The organism is Solibacillus sp. GQ1, from assembly GCF_059758555.1.
In genome coordinates this window covers 67583-84063 of the sequence record NZ_JCAXEX010000001.1, presented here as the reverse complement: position 1 = coordinate 84063, position 16481 = coordinate 67583, and the positions used below count along the sequence as shown (strand labels likewise).

The window sequence follows — 16481 nt, the reverse complement described above, 5'->3', positions numbered from 1 at the left end:
TTTATACGCTAGTGAATTTGCTGCAGAAGTTCAAGTGATTTATCTGGCATTATAGATTTTTCGTTTTCTGACTATTTTTATATAGTCAGCTAGGCGTTATACTTAACCTAATTATAATTCGAATTTTCACTTTAAGGAGATATGCTATATGACACTTAAAAAAACTTTAACAATTGCAGGTTCTGATACTTCTGCAGGCGCAGGTATGCAGGCCGATTTAAAAGCCTTTCAAGAACATGGCACATACGGAATGGTCGCATTGACAGTAGTTGTGACAATGGATCCGAAAACTTGGAGCCACTCAGTCACACCGCTACCGACAGAATTATTACAAAAGCAAATCGATACAGCCCTTTCAACAGGTGTCGATGCCATTAAAACAGGCATGCTTTCAACTGAAGAAATTATTCAAATGGCCTCAAAAGCGATTCAAGCTTCCGGCACAGATAAAATTGTCATCGATCCTGTAATGGTCTGCAAAGGCGAAGATGAAGTATTGAACCCTGGCAACACGACAGCAATGATTAAATATTTATTACCCTATGCAACAGTTGTCACACCTAACCTTTTCGAAGCAGGACAGCTGGCAGGCACAACAACGCCGAAAACAATCGAGCAAATGCAAGCTGCCGCTGTGAAAATTCATGAGCTTGGCGCAAAAAATGTTGTAATTAAAGGTGGAAAAGCCTTAGTACATGATAAAGCCGTTGATTTGTTCTATAATGGAGTAGAATTTAAATTATTAGAAACAGAAAAAGTTTCTTCTACTTATAATCATGGGGCAGGCTGTACTTTTGCAGCGAGTATTTGTGCAAACTTAGCAAATGGTCTTTCTGTTGAGGAATCGGTTATTGAAGCGAAAGAATTCGTTTCAGCGGCGATTAAACACGGATGGGCTTTAAATGAACATGTTGGACCAGTAATGCACGGGGCAAAACCACGTTTCGGTGCACCTGAAATTACTGTTACAACAATTCCAAACTATCTACATGCATAAAAACTTCTACACGTAGAAGTTTTGCCTCCGGCGGATGTCACAGATCCGGTAATGAGGTCTTTGCGTCAGCGCAAAGCCGAATCCGGACGCAATTACGCTGAGGCGTAATTGATTTGGCGTCACACAAGAACTCAATTCTTGTGTGACTTTTTCGTTTCACAGTCGAATATATTTGACTATACTATTAATAGAAAGATTCGAAAGGAGTTAATAAGAGTGATGAAGGAAGTAAATACTAACGAGCTCCAGGAGTTAATTAATTCTTTTGCGAACAAAGACGTTTTTATTCATCTAGAAACTACAAACGGCTCTTATGCAACACATTACAATGAAGGCTTTTTCAATGCAGGCGCATTTATCCGCAATGTACAAATCCGCTATGAATTGGGAAAAGTTGTAGGAGACGCCCCACACCGTGTCGGACTTAAAATGCCGCATGGCTGGGTTTACGCACAAGGAATTACACATTTTGAACTGGACGATCAGGGCCGATTACTAATGGCTGGTTTAGATAATACTGGAAAGCTGGCGGTTGCATTAGAAATCAGCGAAACGCCATTTGCTTATTAAGGAGGTCGCTTATATGACATTAAAAGAAGAACGTCACGTTTTAGTCGTTTATCCGCACCCGGATGATGAAGCCTTTTCAGTCGCAGGTACACTACGCTTATTCCATAACATGGGAGTTCCTGTTACATATGCTTGTTTAACATTAGGCGAAATGGGACGAAACTTAGGAAATCCTCCATTTGCAACGCGCGAGTCATTGCCGGAAATACGCAGAAAAGAGTTGATGGAAGCGTGTGAGGCAATGGGTATCGGTGATTTGCGTATGATGGGTTTACGTGACAAAACAGTTGAATTTGAAGACGATGAGAAAATGGTCAAGCTCGTTAATGATTTGATTGTCGAGCTGAATCCATCACTAATCTTCACATTTTTACCTGGCTTTGCTGTCCATCCCGATCATGAAGCAACTGGGCGCGCTGTTGTCGAAGCGGTACGTCGTATCGATAAACAGTATCGCCCTCGTATTTTAGCTTGTGCATTTGCGAATGACACAGTCGAGAAAAACGGTGAGCCGGATGTTACAATCGAAATCTCGTCTGTCAAAGCAGATAAGTTAAAAGCTTTAAAAGCGCATGCTTCTCAAACTGCCTGGATGATACAAGACGCAGAAAAACGGGTAGATACCGGAGATGTCTCACTAGATAACTGGTTAAGCCACGAAAGATTTTATACTGTAACATTCAATGATTAATGTATATTTATAATTTCAAGGACGTTTGCATATTTTGGAATTTGCAGGCGTCCTTTTTTCTCGTATTCATTTCTTGTATTTTTATTCGGTTCAATTTTAGCTTATTTCTTCAAAAATATGATGTTTATTACGTTTAAACCTTTCGCCCGCCTAATTATATTCATTTTTTAATCGGTATAGTTTTCAGAAATATTAATCTTTATGTAAAACAGTAGACAAATGAATAAACACGTTTTATAGTGTATAAATATTCAAACTAACAATCAAAGAGGTTATCATATATGAAAACAAAATTTTCTTCTTATACTTGGTTTCTGTTTATTGCCCTTTCTGCACTTGGTGTGTTTTTATTTATTACACCGATTAATACAGAAGACGGCATAAAAGTACCAATTGCGATCCTTGCGAACTTTTTGGCAGGTAAAGTGGAGCCATTCATTCACTGGTTCGCATTCATCGTATTTATTATTGCGGCGGCAGGATCTGTCGTAATGCAGTTTATTCCGCAAAAAAAAGAGCAACGTACACTCGCTGATTCATTATTCCGTGTAAACTGGTTCTGGACAATTATGCGTGTGCTTGCAGTCATTTTTGCAAGTATGTATGTGTTCCAAATCGGACCTGAGAGTTTAACAAGTGACGTTACAACAGGCGTGCTGCTTGATCCGGCATCCGGTCTTGTAACTTTCATGTTTGTACTGTTTTTATTTGCCGGTTTGTTGTTGCCTTTATTAACAGACTTCGGTTTACTCGAGTTCTTCGGTTCAATGATGGTGAAAGTTATGCGTCCCCTATTCAAGATCCCAGGGCGTTCTGCCATTGACTGTCTTGCTTCTTGGGTTGGTGATGGTACTATCGGCGTATTGCTTACAAGCAAGCAATATGAAGAAAAAAATTATACAGGTCGTGAAGCTGCAACAATCGCAACAACTTTTTCGGTCGTATCAATTACTTTCTGTTTAGTTGTAGTTGAAACAATCGGCATTGGTGATTACTTCATCGAGTTCTATGCTTCTGTCATTATTTGTGGTTTAATTTTAGCATTCATTATGCCTCGTATTTACCCGTTAAAACAAAAAGCGGATACTTTAATTGATGGCTCTCAAGTGCCTGCAAACCGTGAAGATGTACAAGATGGATATAATGTATTTTCTTTTGGATTGCACAATGCTTTATCGAAAGCCGATTCTAACCGTAACTTAGGTAAAATGATCAAAAACGGTTTTATTAATGTACTGGAAATGTGGTTTGCGGTTACACCGATTATTATGGCGTTCGCAACAATTGCATTAGTGTTAGCAGAGTTTACAAGTTTCTTCCGTATACTAGGAATGCCATTTGAACCCATTTTGGCGCTTCTGCAAATTCCTGAAGCCGGTGAAGCTGCACAAACGATGATTGTCGGTTTTGCGGACATGCTGTTACCTTCAGTTTTAGGTGCTGGCATTGAATCAGAAATGACACGTTTCTTCATCGCGACAGTATCGGTTACACAGTTAATCTACATGTCAGAAGTCGGCGGACTGATTTTAGGTACGAAGCTTCCATTAAAAATCTGGGATCTATTTATCATTTTCTTAATCCGTACAATCATTTCAATTCCAATTATCGCAGCAATTGCGCATCTTTTATTTTAATTAAACATTAAAGGGCTGCCGGAAAGTCAGATTCTCTACTGACGTTCCGGGCAGCCCTTTTTACTATTTACTTCGTGCTTGTGAAGCCGCCATCGATTCGAATGACTTCCCCGTTAATATACTCTGCTTTTGAAGTTAGCAGGAAGGTTACAAGCTCTGCTACTTCCTCTGGTGTACCTAAGCGTTTTTGAGGGATTCCACCAGTAGCATTTTCCTTCATTTGCGGATTTGCTTCATAAAAGGCTTTTACCATTGGTGTTTCAGTCGGGCCTGGTGCGATCGCATTTACACGTAGCCCGTCTTTTGCGTATTCCGCTACCATACTTCTTGTTAACCCGACAATTCCGTGTTTCGTTGCTGAATATGTAACAACGGAATCCTGTCCAATTACACCGGCACTTGATGCCGTATTTACAATGGAACCGCCACCGTTTTTCAGCATTACTTCGGCCACATAGCGTACACCATAAAGTGCCCCTAACAAGTTGATACCGACAATTTGTTCAATTTCCTCAATCGTCGTATCTAAATAGAATTTACCGCTGCCGGAAATTCCTGCATTGTTAAAGAAGTAATCAATCGCTCCAAAATGCTTAACTGTTTCATCAACATAATTTTTTACTTCTTCAGCTTTTGATACATCCGCTTTAATGAAAATAGCGTCTACGCCATGTGCTTTCACTTGTTCAACTGTTTCGTTTCCGCCTTTTTCACTGACATCCACTACCGCAATATTAATACCTTCCTGTGCCATACGGATAGCTGTTGCTTGTCCTAACCCGCTGCCTCCACCTGTAATAATCGCTGTTTTAGTCATAGCTATTCCTCCTAAAATGATTTTGGACGTTGCCAATAAGTTTTTCCTATGCGCAAAATTTTCCTGCCACAATAATTTATTTTTCCCCTTTGTTTTTCAAATAAACATTGGGAGGTGACTTAAGACTTGGTTCATACATAAGCTTTTCCTGTTCCGTTCGTTGATATGCACTTCAAAGAGATATAGTGCGCGTTTCAGTTTTAAGGAAATCTTGTCTGAATCGATGCCTGATTTCTCTATTAAACCGCTTTCATTATGACGTATTGATGAATTTTCATAATTTACAGAATTTTTACGCCATTACGACATAAATTTATGATAGAATAATATAATCTTTAATCAGATGACGGAGGTTACATGGAAATGGGAGTTACTCAACCGAATACGATTGCAGTCGAAAACGTATTAATCGCACATCATTTTTTAAAAGATGTTGTTGTACATACACCCCTGCAATTAAACGAATATTTATCAGAAAAGTATGGGGCAAAAATTTACTTTAAGCGTGAAGATTTGCAGCATGTTCGCTCATTTAAATTACGTGGTGCCTATTATAAAATTAAAAAAATCGAAAATGAGGCTCGTACTTCAGGTGTCGTCTGTGCAAGTGCCGGCAACCATGCACAAGGTGTTGCGTATGCGTGCGCAAAGCTGGAAATTAAAGCGACAATCTTTATGCCGAAAACAACTCCGAAACAAAAGATCGATCAAGTGCGGATGTTTGGCAGAAGCTTTGTAGAAATTGTACTGGCAGGAGATACATTTGACGACTCTGCGGAAAGCGCACTTGCCTATTGTGAGCAGGAGAACCGCATTTTCATCCATCCATTCGATGATGCGGATGTAATGGCTGGCCAAGGAACCGTGGCGGTCGAAATTATGAATGACATCGAAGAACCGATCGATTATGTATTTGGCAGTATCGGCGGTGGCGGATTAATGTCAGGCGTCTCTTCCTACATTAAAAACTTGTCCCCTTCGAGTAAAGTTATCGGTGTAGAGCCTGCAGGGGCGGCAAGTATGAAATCTGCTTTCCAAAACGGAGCAGCGGTTTCACTGGACACGATCGATAAATTCGTTGATGGCGCTGCTGTAAAATGTGTTGGGCATGATACATATGAAGTATGCCGTCACTATTTGGATGATATTATCGCCGTTCCGGAAGGTAAAGTATGTACGACTATTTTAGATCTTTATAATAAGCATGCTATTATTGCCGAGCCTGCTGGAGCATTGTCGGTTGCAGCACTTGACTTTTACGCAGAGCAAATTCGCGGAAAATCGGTTGTCATCATTATCTCTGGAGGAAATAACGATATCGGGCGTATGCAGGAAATTAAAGAACGCTCACTCATCTATGAAGGGCTACTGCACTATTTCATCGTAAGTTTCCCTCAGCGTTCAGGAGCATTACGCCAATTTTTAACGGAAGTGCTTGGTCCGAATGATGATATTACGACGTTTGAGTATACGAAGAAAAACAATAAAGAAAGTGGTCCGGCATTGGTCGGCATAGAGCTTGCACATCGAGAAGACCACACAGGATTAATTGAACGTATGCGTGCAAACGGTTTCGAGTATAAAGAAGTAAATAATGACAGTACACTGTTTGCGTTGCTAGTATAAATACTTTTATTGAAATATAAAAAACTCGATTTTCTCTCAGAGAAAATCGAGTTTTTGCTTTATCTTTCCGGAACTTTTCATTTACCCTAATAACGCGCGGTCTGAATTCATTTTTTCACCGCGGATTTGTTCGAACTCGTGCATTAAATCCGGAATCGTCAAGTCCTGTTTACGGTCTTCACCGACTTCCAGAATAATTTGCCCTTTATCCATCATAATGAGGCGATTCCCCAAATCGAGCGCCTGCTGCATATTATGCGTGACCATCAGTGTTGTCAGCCGGCTTTCCTCGACAAGCTCTTTTGTCAGCTTTGTAATAAGCTCTGCACGGGACGGATCAAGAGCTGCTGTATGTTCATCAAGCAGTAAAATTGAAGGCTTCGTAAATGTCGCCATTAATAAACTTAATGCCTGGCGTTCCCCACCCGATAATAGCCCGACTTTAGCCGATAAACGGTTTTCCAAATTCAAATGCAGCTTTTCCAATGACGTTTTGAAAAACTCTCGACGCTTTTTATCAACACCAAAACGCAATGAACGCTTTGTGTTACGTGAATAGGCAATCGCCAAGTTTTCTTCAATAGTCATCGTTGGTGCTGTTCCTGCCATCGGATCTTGGAATACGCGGCCGATATGTACAGCACGCTTATATTCCGGCAAGCGGGTTAAATCATTGCCGTTAATTTCGACAGAGCCGAAATCTGGTGTTAACGCTCCTGAAATCATATTCATCATTGTCGATTTTCCGGCTCCGTTACTGCCGATAATTGTAACGAAATCACCAGGTGCCAAATGCAAATTAATATTGTCCAGTGCAATTTTCTCATCGGGTGTTCCTTCGTTAAATACTTTATTAATGCCATCTAATTTAAGCAAGGCTCTTCCCTCCCTGCTCAATATCTACTTTTGCCTGTTGTAATGCGAGACGTTCTTCCAAACGTTTTGCTTTTCTCTTTTTCTCTTTATATTTCCCTACGATTTGCGGGATTACTAGCGCTAAAATAACGATAACCGCCGTAATTAGTTTCATATCTCCCGAGTCAAGCCATTTTACACGTAACGCCAATGCGTAAATCATTCGGTAAATTATTGCCCCGGCAATAACTGCAAATGTGACACGAACAATCGACTTTGTTCCGAAAATTGCTTCACCGATAATTACAGATGCCAAACCGACAACAATCATACCAATACCTAATCCGACATCGGCAAACTTTGTATATTGGGCAATTAATGCACCCGATAATGCTACCATACCGTTTGAAATTCCCAGTCCTAAAATGACCAGTGAATCGGTATTTGCCGAAAAGCTGCGAATCATTCGTTTATTGTCACCTGTTGCACGAATCGCGAGACCGATTTCTGTTTTTAAGAACCAGTCTACTACTAGTTTAATAATCGTTGTAACAACAACCATTAAAATTAAAATTCCCCAAGTTGTTGGAACAGAAGCTAAGCCCATTGATTTCAGTACATTTGTAATTGCTGAATCAATACCTAAATTCGACCAGAATGAACCGAACGTCGAAAAAACTGTTTCTGAATTTAATAGTGGAATATTTGGTCGTGTTACACCGGTATCTGAGCTTAATCCCATAATTCGAAGATTAATCGAATAGAGGGCGATCATCATTAAAATCCCTGCAAGAAGAGGATTAATTTTCCCTTTAGTGTGTAAAATTCCTGTCATACATCCAGCAATAAATCCAGCAACTGTTGCGACCAATGTGGCAAAGACCGGGTTATAGCCAAGCACGATCATCATCGCTGCCGTACCTGCCCCCGTTACAAAGCTTCCATCAACCGTTAAATCCGGAAAATCCAGCACACGGAATGTTAAATAAACCCCAAGTGCCATAATTGCATAGATGATCCCTTGCTCCACTGACCCAAACATAGCTGTAAACATCTCGAATCATCTCCTGACTTTTTCAAAAGTTTTAAGCAAGTCAGCCTAAACATTTACCTGTTTAGGCTGACCTGCTTTTTTATAAAAAATAATGAATTATTGTACTTCTGCTTCCCATTCAGGCTTAATTTCCAGGCCTAAGTTTTCTGCAGTAGCTTTATTGATTACTAGTTTTAAGTTAGCCGGGTACGCAGCCGGAACTTCTGAAGGTGTTTTACCTTCCAATAAAATTTGTGCTGCCATTTGCCCTGCTTCATAGCCGATATCGTAGTATTCGAAACCGTAAGCTGCTAAACCGCCGCGCTCCACTGAATCAAGCTCACCGACAACAAGCGGTAATTTGTTTGCATCTGCTACTTCGATTACAGATTCAAGTGCCGATACGACCGTATTATCTGTAATAATATAAAATGCATCTACTTTTCCTACTAGTGATTCTGCTGCCTGACGTACTTCAGATGAAGCAGATACCGCTGCTTCCACAATTGTTACGCCTTCTTTTGCTGCAATTTCTTTTACTGCCGCAATTTGTGCAACTGAGTTTTGCTCACCAGCGTTATATACCATCCCTACATTTTTTGCCCCTAATTCTTTTAGGAAGGCAACTGTTTTCGGCATTGTTTCCGGATGTAAATCAATCGTACCTGTTACGTTGGCACCAGGTGTTGCCATTGACTCGATCAATTCCGCACCTACTGCATCCGTTACCGATGTAAAGATAACCGGGATATCAGAAGTCGCGCTTTTTGCCGCCTGTGCTGAAGGTGTTGAGTTTGCGAAAATCAAATCTACATTATCCCCGACTAACTGCTGGGCGATTGTCATGTTTGCACTGTTATCGTTGTTCGCAGATTTGTCTACGTATTCTGCTTTAATACCTGCATCTTCAATTGCTTTTTTAAATCCTTCTTTTGCTGCATCTAATGATGGATGTTCAACAATTTGTGTTGTTCCGATTTTAAATGTTTTATCGCTATCTGCTTTAGCTGTATCTACAGCCTCGCCATTTGACGTCTCGTTCGAAGATGTCTCGCTCTCTTCCCCGCCACAAGCAGCTAATAATAAAAGAAGCCCGAATAATAAAAAGGACAGCTTCATTAAATTTTTTCTCATCTTATTTCCCCCTAGTTCACTTTATCGATTTAAAGCACCGAACTTCATTTGGATGAAGTGTGTTGAAATAATATTACCGCGTCGTATTTAGATAGTCAATAACATTTAGAATCTTCTGAATTTATTCTAGGTAATGTGCCTCATTTCGGAATTTAGTTGATACACTTCAAACCGCTAAGCAACGCGGTTTGTTGAAGTTTTTACTCTTTAGAATTTTTTTGAGTATTTATTGAAAAAAAAGTCCTATAAATCTTTACTTTTATTTTCAATATTGCTATGATTGCAGTTGCTTTGCGTGGTTCGTAACCATCCCACGTTAAAAAACTAGGAGGAATTTCATATGAAGGTAAAGTTTATTGCAGCGAGTGCCATTATTGCAGCATTATATATTGCTGTCACAATGCTTGTTGCGCCAATTAGCTTTGGGCAAGTACAGTTCCGTATTGCCGAAATTTTTAACCATTTAGTCGCATTTAACCCGCGCTATATGTTAGGTGTTGTTTTAGGTGTATTTATTTCCAATTTCCTGATGTCTTCGATCGGTCCAATTGATTTAGTATTTGGTGTCGGACATACGATTATTACACTCGGAATTTTCATATTCATTTGTAAGTTTGTGAAAAATATTTGGGCTCGTCTGATTATTAATACAACACTATTTACGTTTACAATGTTTATCATTGCAGCACAGCTGAATATCGTGCTTGGCTTCCCGTTCTGGGAAACTTGGCTGTTTGTAGCATTTGGCGAATTTGTTGTATTGGCGGTTGGAGCACCGATTATGTACACTTTAAATAAACGATTGAATTTCAAAAAATTAATTTAATATCGATTTTTTCACCGGCTGGTTTTAAAACGTCAGCTGGTTTTTTATTCAGCGAAAATATTTTAGAATTGTTTGACATTTCGTTTTTCAGTGTTAGAATAAAGCATATTCAAATTATTATTTACGGTAGCAGGTTGCGGGAGCGTGACCACCGTTTTCGTTTAGTTGAGCTTAGTTGAGTAAATTGTTGAATAAGAAGAGTAGCATTTACCGTTTTGTAAAGAGAGCGTATGGCTGGTGAAAATACGCCAAAAGGTAAATGTGAATGGGCCTTATGAAAGCTGCTGGCGTTAGTCGGCGGACGGTACCCTGCCGTTATCAGGTTTAAGTGGAAGCAAGGTTTTTTTGGTTTGCTTCAAACGAGGTGGCAACGCGGTGCAGATCGTCCTCAGCAAAAGTTAATTCTTTTGCTGAGGGCGATTTTTTTGTTCAGCAAAGCTTTAAATTAATTACAAGATTGCTAAATAATCTGAATCGTAAAGGCGTAATTTATTTCAAAAAAGGAGTTGTTCATATGGTAGTTCAGCAACATTTTCGTACATCAATGAAAAAAGTAAATGGGGATTTACTAACACCAATTTCTATTTTCCAGCGACTGCAAGGTGAACGGAAGTTTTTATTGGAAAGTTCCTCTAAGTATGACGGGAATGGACGCTATTCGTTCATCGGGGTCAACCCTCGTAAAACGTATATCGGGACAGGTGATCAACTTTTAGATCATGCACATCATTCCAATAAAGCCTACACATATGAAGGCGAGCTGGTTCAACTATTAAAGCAAGTGATGCCTCGTGTCTCATCACATACGGAATATCCGTTTACAGGTGGCGGAATTGGCTATATTCATGCATTGCAAAAGCCATTGCCTGAACTGCAGTTTCATGTTTACGATACACTCATTATTTTTGATCATTTAACAGATGAAATCGCTGTTTTCCATACAAATATTGAAGCAGAGCAAGTAGAACCGAACATTGATCAATTGATTGAACAGCTGTTTGCAACACCAACACCTGAACAATCTTCCTATATATTACAACATGTCGAAAAAGAGGGGAATGGACGTTATCGCGCACAATTTTCCGGAGAGGCCCTTTCCCTTTATCGAAAAATGCGCATTGAGCACGCTGCACCATATATGTACTATGTCGAATTTGATGATTGCACAGTAATCGGTACATCAAAATCAAACTACATGCAAGTAAGGAACGGGAATATTTCCGTTACAAATGATGCACCGTCAATCGAACGCTATAGTACAGAAAATTCGGTGCAGCAGCTTGCAAATGTTACAACAAGTACGTTAAGCCCTACCCTTCATGCCATTGATGTCGTGAAAGGGCTATTACCAGCACAAGGCTTGATCGGCTATATCGGCTTTAATGGTCAGGTCGATTTCACAACACCTGAACAGACAATAATAATTCAAGGAAATGTCGCACAGCTTCACTCGGAGACAGATGAAGAAGCGCCATTCCACTCTTTACTGAAAGGATGATGAACATGTCTTTACTTCCATACATTGAACAGATTGAGCGAAAAGAGCACTTAATTTTTGAGGAAATGCAGCAGGCGGCACAGCTTATTTTTAATGAGCAAACACCGAAAGAACAGATTGCCTCATTTTTAACGGCGATGAGTGCAAAAGGAGAAACGGCACATGAAGTGGCAGGCTTAGCTTCTGTTATGAAATCACATGCAGTTGCTGTCGACGTACCGGAAGGCATTTATATCGATAACTGCGGCACGGGCGGCGACGGACTTCAAAGCTTCAATATTAGTACGACATCCGCTTTTGTATTGGCAGGCGGCGGCATTTTAGTAGCTAAGCACGGCAACCGGAAAGTATCGAGTGCTTCAGGAAGTTCGGATGTGTTGGAGGCACTTGGCATTACGCTGTTGCCGAATATCGAGCAAACATCCGAATTGCTTAAACAGCACGGTATCGCCTTCTTACATGCTCCGAATATGCATCCGAAGTTAAAACGGATTGGTGAAGTACGACAGGCAATCGGCAAGCCGACGATTTTCAATTTAGTCGGTCCCCTAACAAACCCTGTTCCGCTAAAAACACAGTTTGTCGGCATTAACCGACCAAACTTTACGACCGATTATGCAGAAGTGCTCCATCTGTTAGGACGTGAGCGTGCAATCGTCGTATCTGGTGCACAAGGAATGGATGAAGCATCACTGGATGGTGAAAACACTTTTGTACTGTTAGACCGCGGGGACATGATTCCATTTAAACTGCGCGCTGAAGATGTTGGCTTAGCCTCACAGCCACTTTCTGCAATTCGCGGCGGCACTCCTGCAGAAAATGCGGATATTATGCGTGACTTACTAAAAGGAAAACAAAGCGTGTATTTTGATACGGTTCTTTTAAACGCCGGCATTGGCTTCTTTGCATATGGGCTTGCCGAGACAATGAAAGAAGGTATCGATATGGCGAAGGACAGCATTTTATCCGGACGCGCTTATGAAAAGTTAGAGAATATCATTGCTTATAGCCAAAAACAGATGCAGGAGGAACCCGTAAAATGACGATTTTAGACCGTATTATTGACCAAAAAAAGACTGAGCTGCCACAATTGCTTTCGACAAAGCCTGTGTTTTTAACAATTGATAAGGTCCGCCCTTCTTTATACGAAACATTAATATCAGCAAATTCATTGCAAGTCATTTCGGAAATGAAGCGTGCCTCCCCTTCTAAAGGCGATATTGCGACAGAAGTCGACCCTGTTGAGCAAGCTTTACAATATGAAGAAGCAGGTGCTGCCTGTATATCCGTATTGACAGAACGCGCATTTTTTAAAGGAAGCTATGCGGATTTAAATGCCGTTGCCAATGCCGTAAACATACCGGTTTTATGTAAAGACTTCATCATTCATGAAGTACAGATCGACTACGCGAAGGCTGCCGGCGCATCGGTTGTCCTGTTGATTGTTGCAGCATTAACAGACGACCAGCTGAAATCCCTTTACGCCTATGCGACAGAACAACAGCTGGAAGTGCTCGTTGAAGTACATGATGCCGATGAATTAAAGCGTGCCCTTGCCATTGGGGCAAACATTATCGGAGTGAATAACCGGAATTTGAAAACATTCGATGTTTCACTATCAGCAACACTTGAAATTGCGCAGCTTCTTCCTCCATCACCGATAGCATTTATTAGTGAAAGCGGAATTTTAGGTCCGGAAGATGCAAAGTTTGTGGCGAATGCTGGCGCAAAAGGAATATTAGTCGGCGAAGCCTTAATGCGCAGCGGAGATGTCAAAAATTCACTAAAAGCACTACAAATCGACATAACAGCAAAGGTTGGCGAAAATCGATGACAAAAGTAAAAATTTGCGGATTAAAAGAAATTGAACATGTAGAAACAGCGGTCAAAGCAGGTGCTGATTTTATCGGATTTATGTTTGCGCCCAGTAAACGACGCATTACGGTAGAGGAAGCAGCGGAACTGGCAAAGGCAATTCCGAGTACGGTCAAAAAAGTCGGGGTTTTTGTCAATGAAGAGCCAGCCACTATTCGTCAAATTGTAAAAGAAGTCGGACTCGATTATATCCAGTATCACGGTGATGAAACACCCGAACAGATTCAAGAAATCGGGCTGCCGGCAATTAAAGCGTTCTCGATTCGAAGTGAAGAGGATGTGACACGAGCAGCGACGTATGATGTGGACTACTATTTGTTCGATGCGCCTGGAACTGACTTTCGTGGAGGAAGCGGAAAATCCTTTGACTGGATGCTGCTTGATAAAGTAAAAATCCCGCTTGAAAAGGTTATTTTGGCAGGTGGATTAAATGAAGAAAATGTTGGACTGGCGATTATGCTTGTCGAGCCATTTGCAGTAGATGTTTCAAGTGGTGTAGAAGTAGATGGTCGAAAAAATTTAGCAGCGATTACGAATTTTATTGAAACAGCAAAAGGAGAGTTGATTTTATGACGACAGTAAAAGGACGATTCGGGCGATTCGGTGGTCAATTTGTGCCCGAGACATTGATGACTTCACTTGAGGAATTGGAGCTTGCATATGAGGAAGCAAAAAAAGACCCCTCTTTCCAGGAAGAACTTGACTATTATTTAAAGCAATATGTCGGACGTGAAACTCCCCTATATTTTGCGGAGCGTTTAACGAATAAAGTCGGCGGTGCGAAAATCTATTTAAAGCGTGAAGATTTAAATCATACTGGCGCACATAAAATAAATAATGCGATCGGCCAGGCACTTTTAGCAAAGCGTATGGGGAAGAAAAAAATTGTTGCTGAAACTGGTGCAGGTCAGCACGGTGTTGCAACGGCAACTGCGTGTGCATTGCTTGATATGGAATGTATCGTTTATATGGGGGCAGAAGATGTACGCCGTCAGCAACTGAACGTTTTCCGTATGGAGTTGCTCGGGACAAAAGTTGTTGCGGTAGAAAAAGGCTCTGCTACATTGAAAGATGCGGTTAATGAAGCGTTGCGTCACTGGGTCACTCATATAGAAGATACGCATTACATTTTAGGGTCGGCACTTGGACCCCACCCCTTCCCTACAATTGTCCGTGATTTCCAGCGTGTCATCGGGGATGAAACACGTGCCCAAATTTTACAGCAGGAAGGACGTCTTCCGGATACAGTTATTGCTTGTATCGGTGGCGGCAGTAATGCAATCGGAATGTTCTATCCGTTTGTAGAAGATCAGGATGTAGCATTATATGGAGTGGAAGCTGCAGGTTCAGGTGTCAATACCGACAAGCATGCGGCAGCAATTCACGTAGGGAAAACAGGTGTCCTACATGGTGCGTTCATGTATTTACTACAGGATGACAACGGTTTTGTTCAAGAAGCCCATTCAATTTCAGCAGGACTTGATTATCCGGGAGTTGGACCTGAGCACTGTCATTTACATGAAACAGGTCGTGCTGCCTACCCTTCTGTTACCGATGAACAGGCACTTGAAGGTGTAAAGCTATTATGTGAAACGGAAGGAATTTTACCGGCATTGGAAAGCGCGCATGCCGTTTACTATGCGAGCCAATTTGCCAAGGACCGACCTGCTGATGAAATTGTTGTCGTTTGCTTATCAGGTCGTGGAGACAAAGATGTTCACACATTAATGGATAAACTTGGAGGTGGCGCGAAATGACATTGCAAAAACAGCTTGAAAACGTATTAGCAGCAGGAGATAAAGCATTTGTTCCTTATATTATGGCAGGCGATGGCGGGCTTGAAACATTAAAACCTACTATACTAAAGCTTCAGCAAATCGGAGTTTCCGCAATTGAGGTCGGCATTCCATTTACCGATCCTGTAGCAGATGGACCAACGATTGAACAAGCTGGTGAACGTGCACTTGCACAAGGTGTGACATTGAAAAAAGTACTGGATGAACTGCAAAGCTTTGCACAGGAAATCCATATTCCGCTCGTTGTCATGACTTACTTAAACCCGATTTTAGCTTATGGGATTGAAGCATTTGCAGAGGATGCAAAACGCAGTGGTGTTCAAGGACTGATTGTACCGGATATGCCTTACGAAGAAAGTGCTTTATTGCATGACGCTTTAAAGGTAAATGGCATTGCGCTTGTCCAGCTCGTATCATTGATGAGCCCCCCTGAACGTATTAAGAAATTAGCCGCTGCAAGTGAAGGCTTTGTTTATGCTGTAACGGTAAATGGCATTACCGGTGAACGTGCAAGCTTTGCCGCGGAACTTGCCGGGCATTTTGCAAACTTGAAAGCAGCGAGCAATATTCCCGTGTTAGCAGGTTTCGGTATTTCAACGACTGAACATGTAAAAAGCTTTGGCGATATCGCAGATGGAGTAATTGTCGGCAGTAAAATTGTTACGGCACTCGTCGAGCAAGACTGGGCAACAATCGAAGCGCTTGTACAGGCGACGAAGAAATCGGCCGCGATTTAATCACTACTTATTAAGAGGATGCAACGACTTGAAGAATTGGAGGACCCCATCTCTTCCTTTCAGTACCTTTACATCCCACTTTCTTCTATATATATTATATTCCCTTTATATGGTATCCTTTGATTAAATCTATTTAGTGGGGGTTCAAGATGAATGTAAAGGACTTTTTTGGTGGTTTGTTTTTTATCGCGATTGCCGGTTATTTTACGTATGTATTAGTAGATAGCATGCCAAAGCTGTTCATAGACAGTACAACGACTTGGCAATACTTTGTCGCATTCTTTCGTGTTGCACTCATTATTTTCCTTTTCAACTTAGGACTCTCCCTTATGAAACGCTTTTTCGTAGGCGGGACGACGAAAAACGGGAACGCTCGGTAATCCGATGCG

At 41.1% G+C, this 16481-nt stretch carries 17 protein-coding genes, 1 riboswitch and 1 other annotated feature; of the genes, 13 read left to right on the top strand and 4 right to left on the bottom strand.

The annotated features are described in order from the left end of the window. The first annotated feature begins 148 nt into the window (after positions 1 to 148). From thiD to AC6CH1_RS00385, 4 genes are all read left to right on the top strand, one after another. Positions 149 to 997 carry a bifunctional hydroxymethylpyrimidine kinase/phosphomethylpyrimidine kinase gene (gene thiD / locus AC6CH1_RS00400; protein ID WP_498315938.1) on the top strand — a complete coding sequence of 283 codons (849 nt, stop codon included), beginning with the start codon at positions 149 to 151 and terminating at the stop codon, positions 995 to 997. A gap of 219 nt (positions 998 to 1216) precedes the next feature. Further along, positions 1217 to 1567: a YojF family protein gene (locus tag AC6CH1_RS00395; RefSeq protein WP_008404569.1), complete on the top strand. Its 351-nt coding sequence runs from the start codon at positions 1217 to 1219 to the stop codon at positions 1565 to 1567. 13 nt (positions 1568 to 1580) lie between these two features. Next, positions 1581 to 2258: a bacillithiol biosynthesis deacetylase BshB2 gene (bshB2, locus tag AC6CH1_RS00390; protein WP_427711454.1), complete on the top strand. Its 678-nt coding sequence runs from the start codon at positions 1581 to 1583 to the stop codon at positions 2256 to 2258. Positions 2259 to 2539: 281 nt separating this feature from the next. Then, positions 2540 to 3895, top strand: a complete 1356-nt coding sequence (locus AC6CH1_RS00385; RefSeq protein ID WP_498315936.1) for a YjiH family protein — start codon at positions 2540 to 2542, stop codon at positions 3893 to 3895. Positions 3896 to 3962: 67 nt separating this feature from the next. On the opposite strand, the gene AC6CH1_RS00380 is transcribed toward AC6CH1_RS00385, so the two are convergent. Then, a complete protein-coding gene (locus AC6CH1_RS00380; RefSeq protein WP_251689911.1) occupies positions 3963 to 4712 on the bottom strand; it encodes an SDR family NAD(P)-dependent oxidoreductase in 750 nt (249 codons plus the stop codon). Between the two features lie 357 nt (positions 4713 to 5069). On the opposite strand from AC6CH1_RS00380, the gene ilvA reads away from it, so the two are divergent. Beyond that, positions 5070 to 6338 (top strand): threonine ammonia-lyase IlvA, encoded by a 1269-nt coding sequence (gene ilvA / locus AC6CH1_RS00375; protein WP_498315934.1) that lies wholly within the window; start codon positions 5070 to 5072, stop codon positions 6336 to 6338. Between the two features lie 81 nt (positions 6339 to 6419). Here ilvA and AC6CH1_RS00370 read toward each other — a convergent pair whose 3' ends face one another. From AC6CH1_RS00370 to AC6CH1_RS00360, 3 genes are all read right to left on the bottom strand, one after another. Further along, the gene (locus tag AC6CH1_RS00370) at positions 6420 to 7214 is read right to left on the bottom strand and encodes an ABC transporter ATP-binding protein (RefSeq protein ID WP_079524586.1); all 795 of its coding nucleotides are present in this window, start codon (positions 7212 to 7214) and stop codon (positions 6420 to 6422) included. Then, on the bottom strand, positions 7207 to 8247 hold the full coding sequence (locus tag AC6CH1_RS00365; protein ID WP_498315932.1) for an ABC transporter permease: 1041 nt from the start codon (positions 8245 to 8247) through the stop codon (positions 7207 to 7209). Before AC6CH1_RS00365 ends, AC6CH1_RS00370 begins: the two co-directional genes overlap by 8 nt. A gap of 96 nt (positions 8248 to 8343) precedes the next feature. Then, the gene (locus tag AC6CH1_RS00360) at positions 8344 to 9360 is read right to left on the bottom strand and encodes an ABC transporter substrate-binding protein (RefSeq protein WP_251689914.1); all 1017 of its coding nucleotides are present in this window, start codon (positions 9358 to 9360) and stop codon (positions 8344 to 8346) included. Positions 9361 to 9649: 289 nt separating this feature from the next. After that, a riboswitch (PreQ1 riboswitch) is annotated at positions 9650 to 9694 on the top strand. A gap of 6 nt (positions 9695 to 9700) precedes the next feature. Here AC6CH1_RS00360 and AC6CH1_RS00355 point away from each other — a divergent pair. The 8 genes from AC6CH1_RS00355 to AC6CH1_RS00320 all read left to right on the top strand — a co-directional run bounded on the left by AC6CH1_RS00355 (position 9701) and on the right by AC6CH1_RS00320 (position 16472). Next, positions 9701 to 10186: a QueT transporter family protein gene (locus AC6CH1_RS00355; protein ID WP_498315930.1), complete on the top strand. Its 486-nt coding sequence runs from the start codon at positions 9701 to 9703 to the stop codon at positions 10184 to 10186. A gap of 178 nt (positions 10187 to 10364) precedes the next feature. After that, positions 10365 to 10579 (top strand) — a binding site (T-box leader). A gap of 121 nt (positions 10580 to 10700) precedes the next feature. After that, a complete protein-coding gene (locus tag AC6CH1_RS00350) occupies positions 10701 to 11684 on the top strand; it encodes a metal ABC transporter ATP-binding protein (protein ID WP_251689916.1) in 984 nt (327 codons plus the stop codon). 5 nt (positions 11685 to 11689) lie between these two features. After that, positions 11690 to 12727 carry an anthranilate phosphoribosyltransferase gene (gene trpD / locus AC6CH1_RS00345; protein WP_498315928.1) on the top strand — a complete coding sequence of 346 codons (1038 nt, stop codon included), beginning with the start codon at positions 11690 to 11692 and terminating at the stop codon, positions 12725 to 12727. After that, positions 12724 to 13518, top strand: a complete 795-nt coding sequence (gene trpC, locus AC6CH1_RS00340) for an indole-3-glycerol phosphate synthase TrpC (protein ID WP_251689918.1) — start codon at positions 12724 to 12726, stop codon at positions 13516 to 13518. The genes trpD and trpC overlap by 4 nt, the downstream gene beginning before the upstream one ends. Then, on the top strand, positions 13515 to 14132 hold the full coding sequence (locus AC6CH1_RS00335; RefSeq protein WP_498315926.1) for a phosphoribosylanthranilate isomerase: 618 nt from the start codon (positions 13515 to 13517) through the stop codon (positions 14130 to 14132). Before trpC ends, AC6CH1_RS00335 begins: the two co-directional genes overlap by 4 nt. Then, a complete protein-coding gene (trpB, locus tag AC6CH1_RS00330; RefSeq protein WP_251689920.1) occupies positions 14129 to 15316 on the top strand; it encodes a tryptophan synthase subunit beta in 1188 nt (395 codons plus the stop codon). Before AC6CH1_RS00335 ends, trpB begins: the two co-directional genes overlap by 4 nt. After that, the gene (gene trpA, locus AC6CH1_RS00325) at positions 15313 to 16092 is read left to right on the top strand and encodes a tryptophan synthase subunit alpha (RefSeq protein WP_427711471.1); all 780 of its coding nucleotides are present in this window, start codon (positions 15313 to 15315) and stop codon (positions 16090 to 16092) included. The genes trpB and trpA overlap by 4 nt, the downstream gene beginning before the upstream one ends. Before the next feature lie 149 nt (positions 16093 to 16241). After that, the gene (locus AC6CH1_RS00320; RefSeq protein ID WP_251689922.1) at positions 16242 to 16472 is read left to right on the top strand and encodes a sulfate permease; all 231 of its coding nucleotides are present in this window, start codon (positions 16242 to 16244) and stop codon (positions 16470 to 16472) included. Positions 16473 to 16481 lie beyond the last annotated feature (9 nt).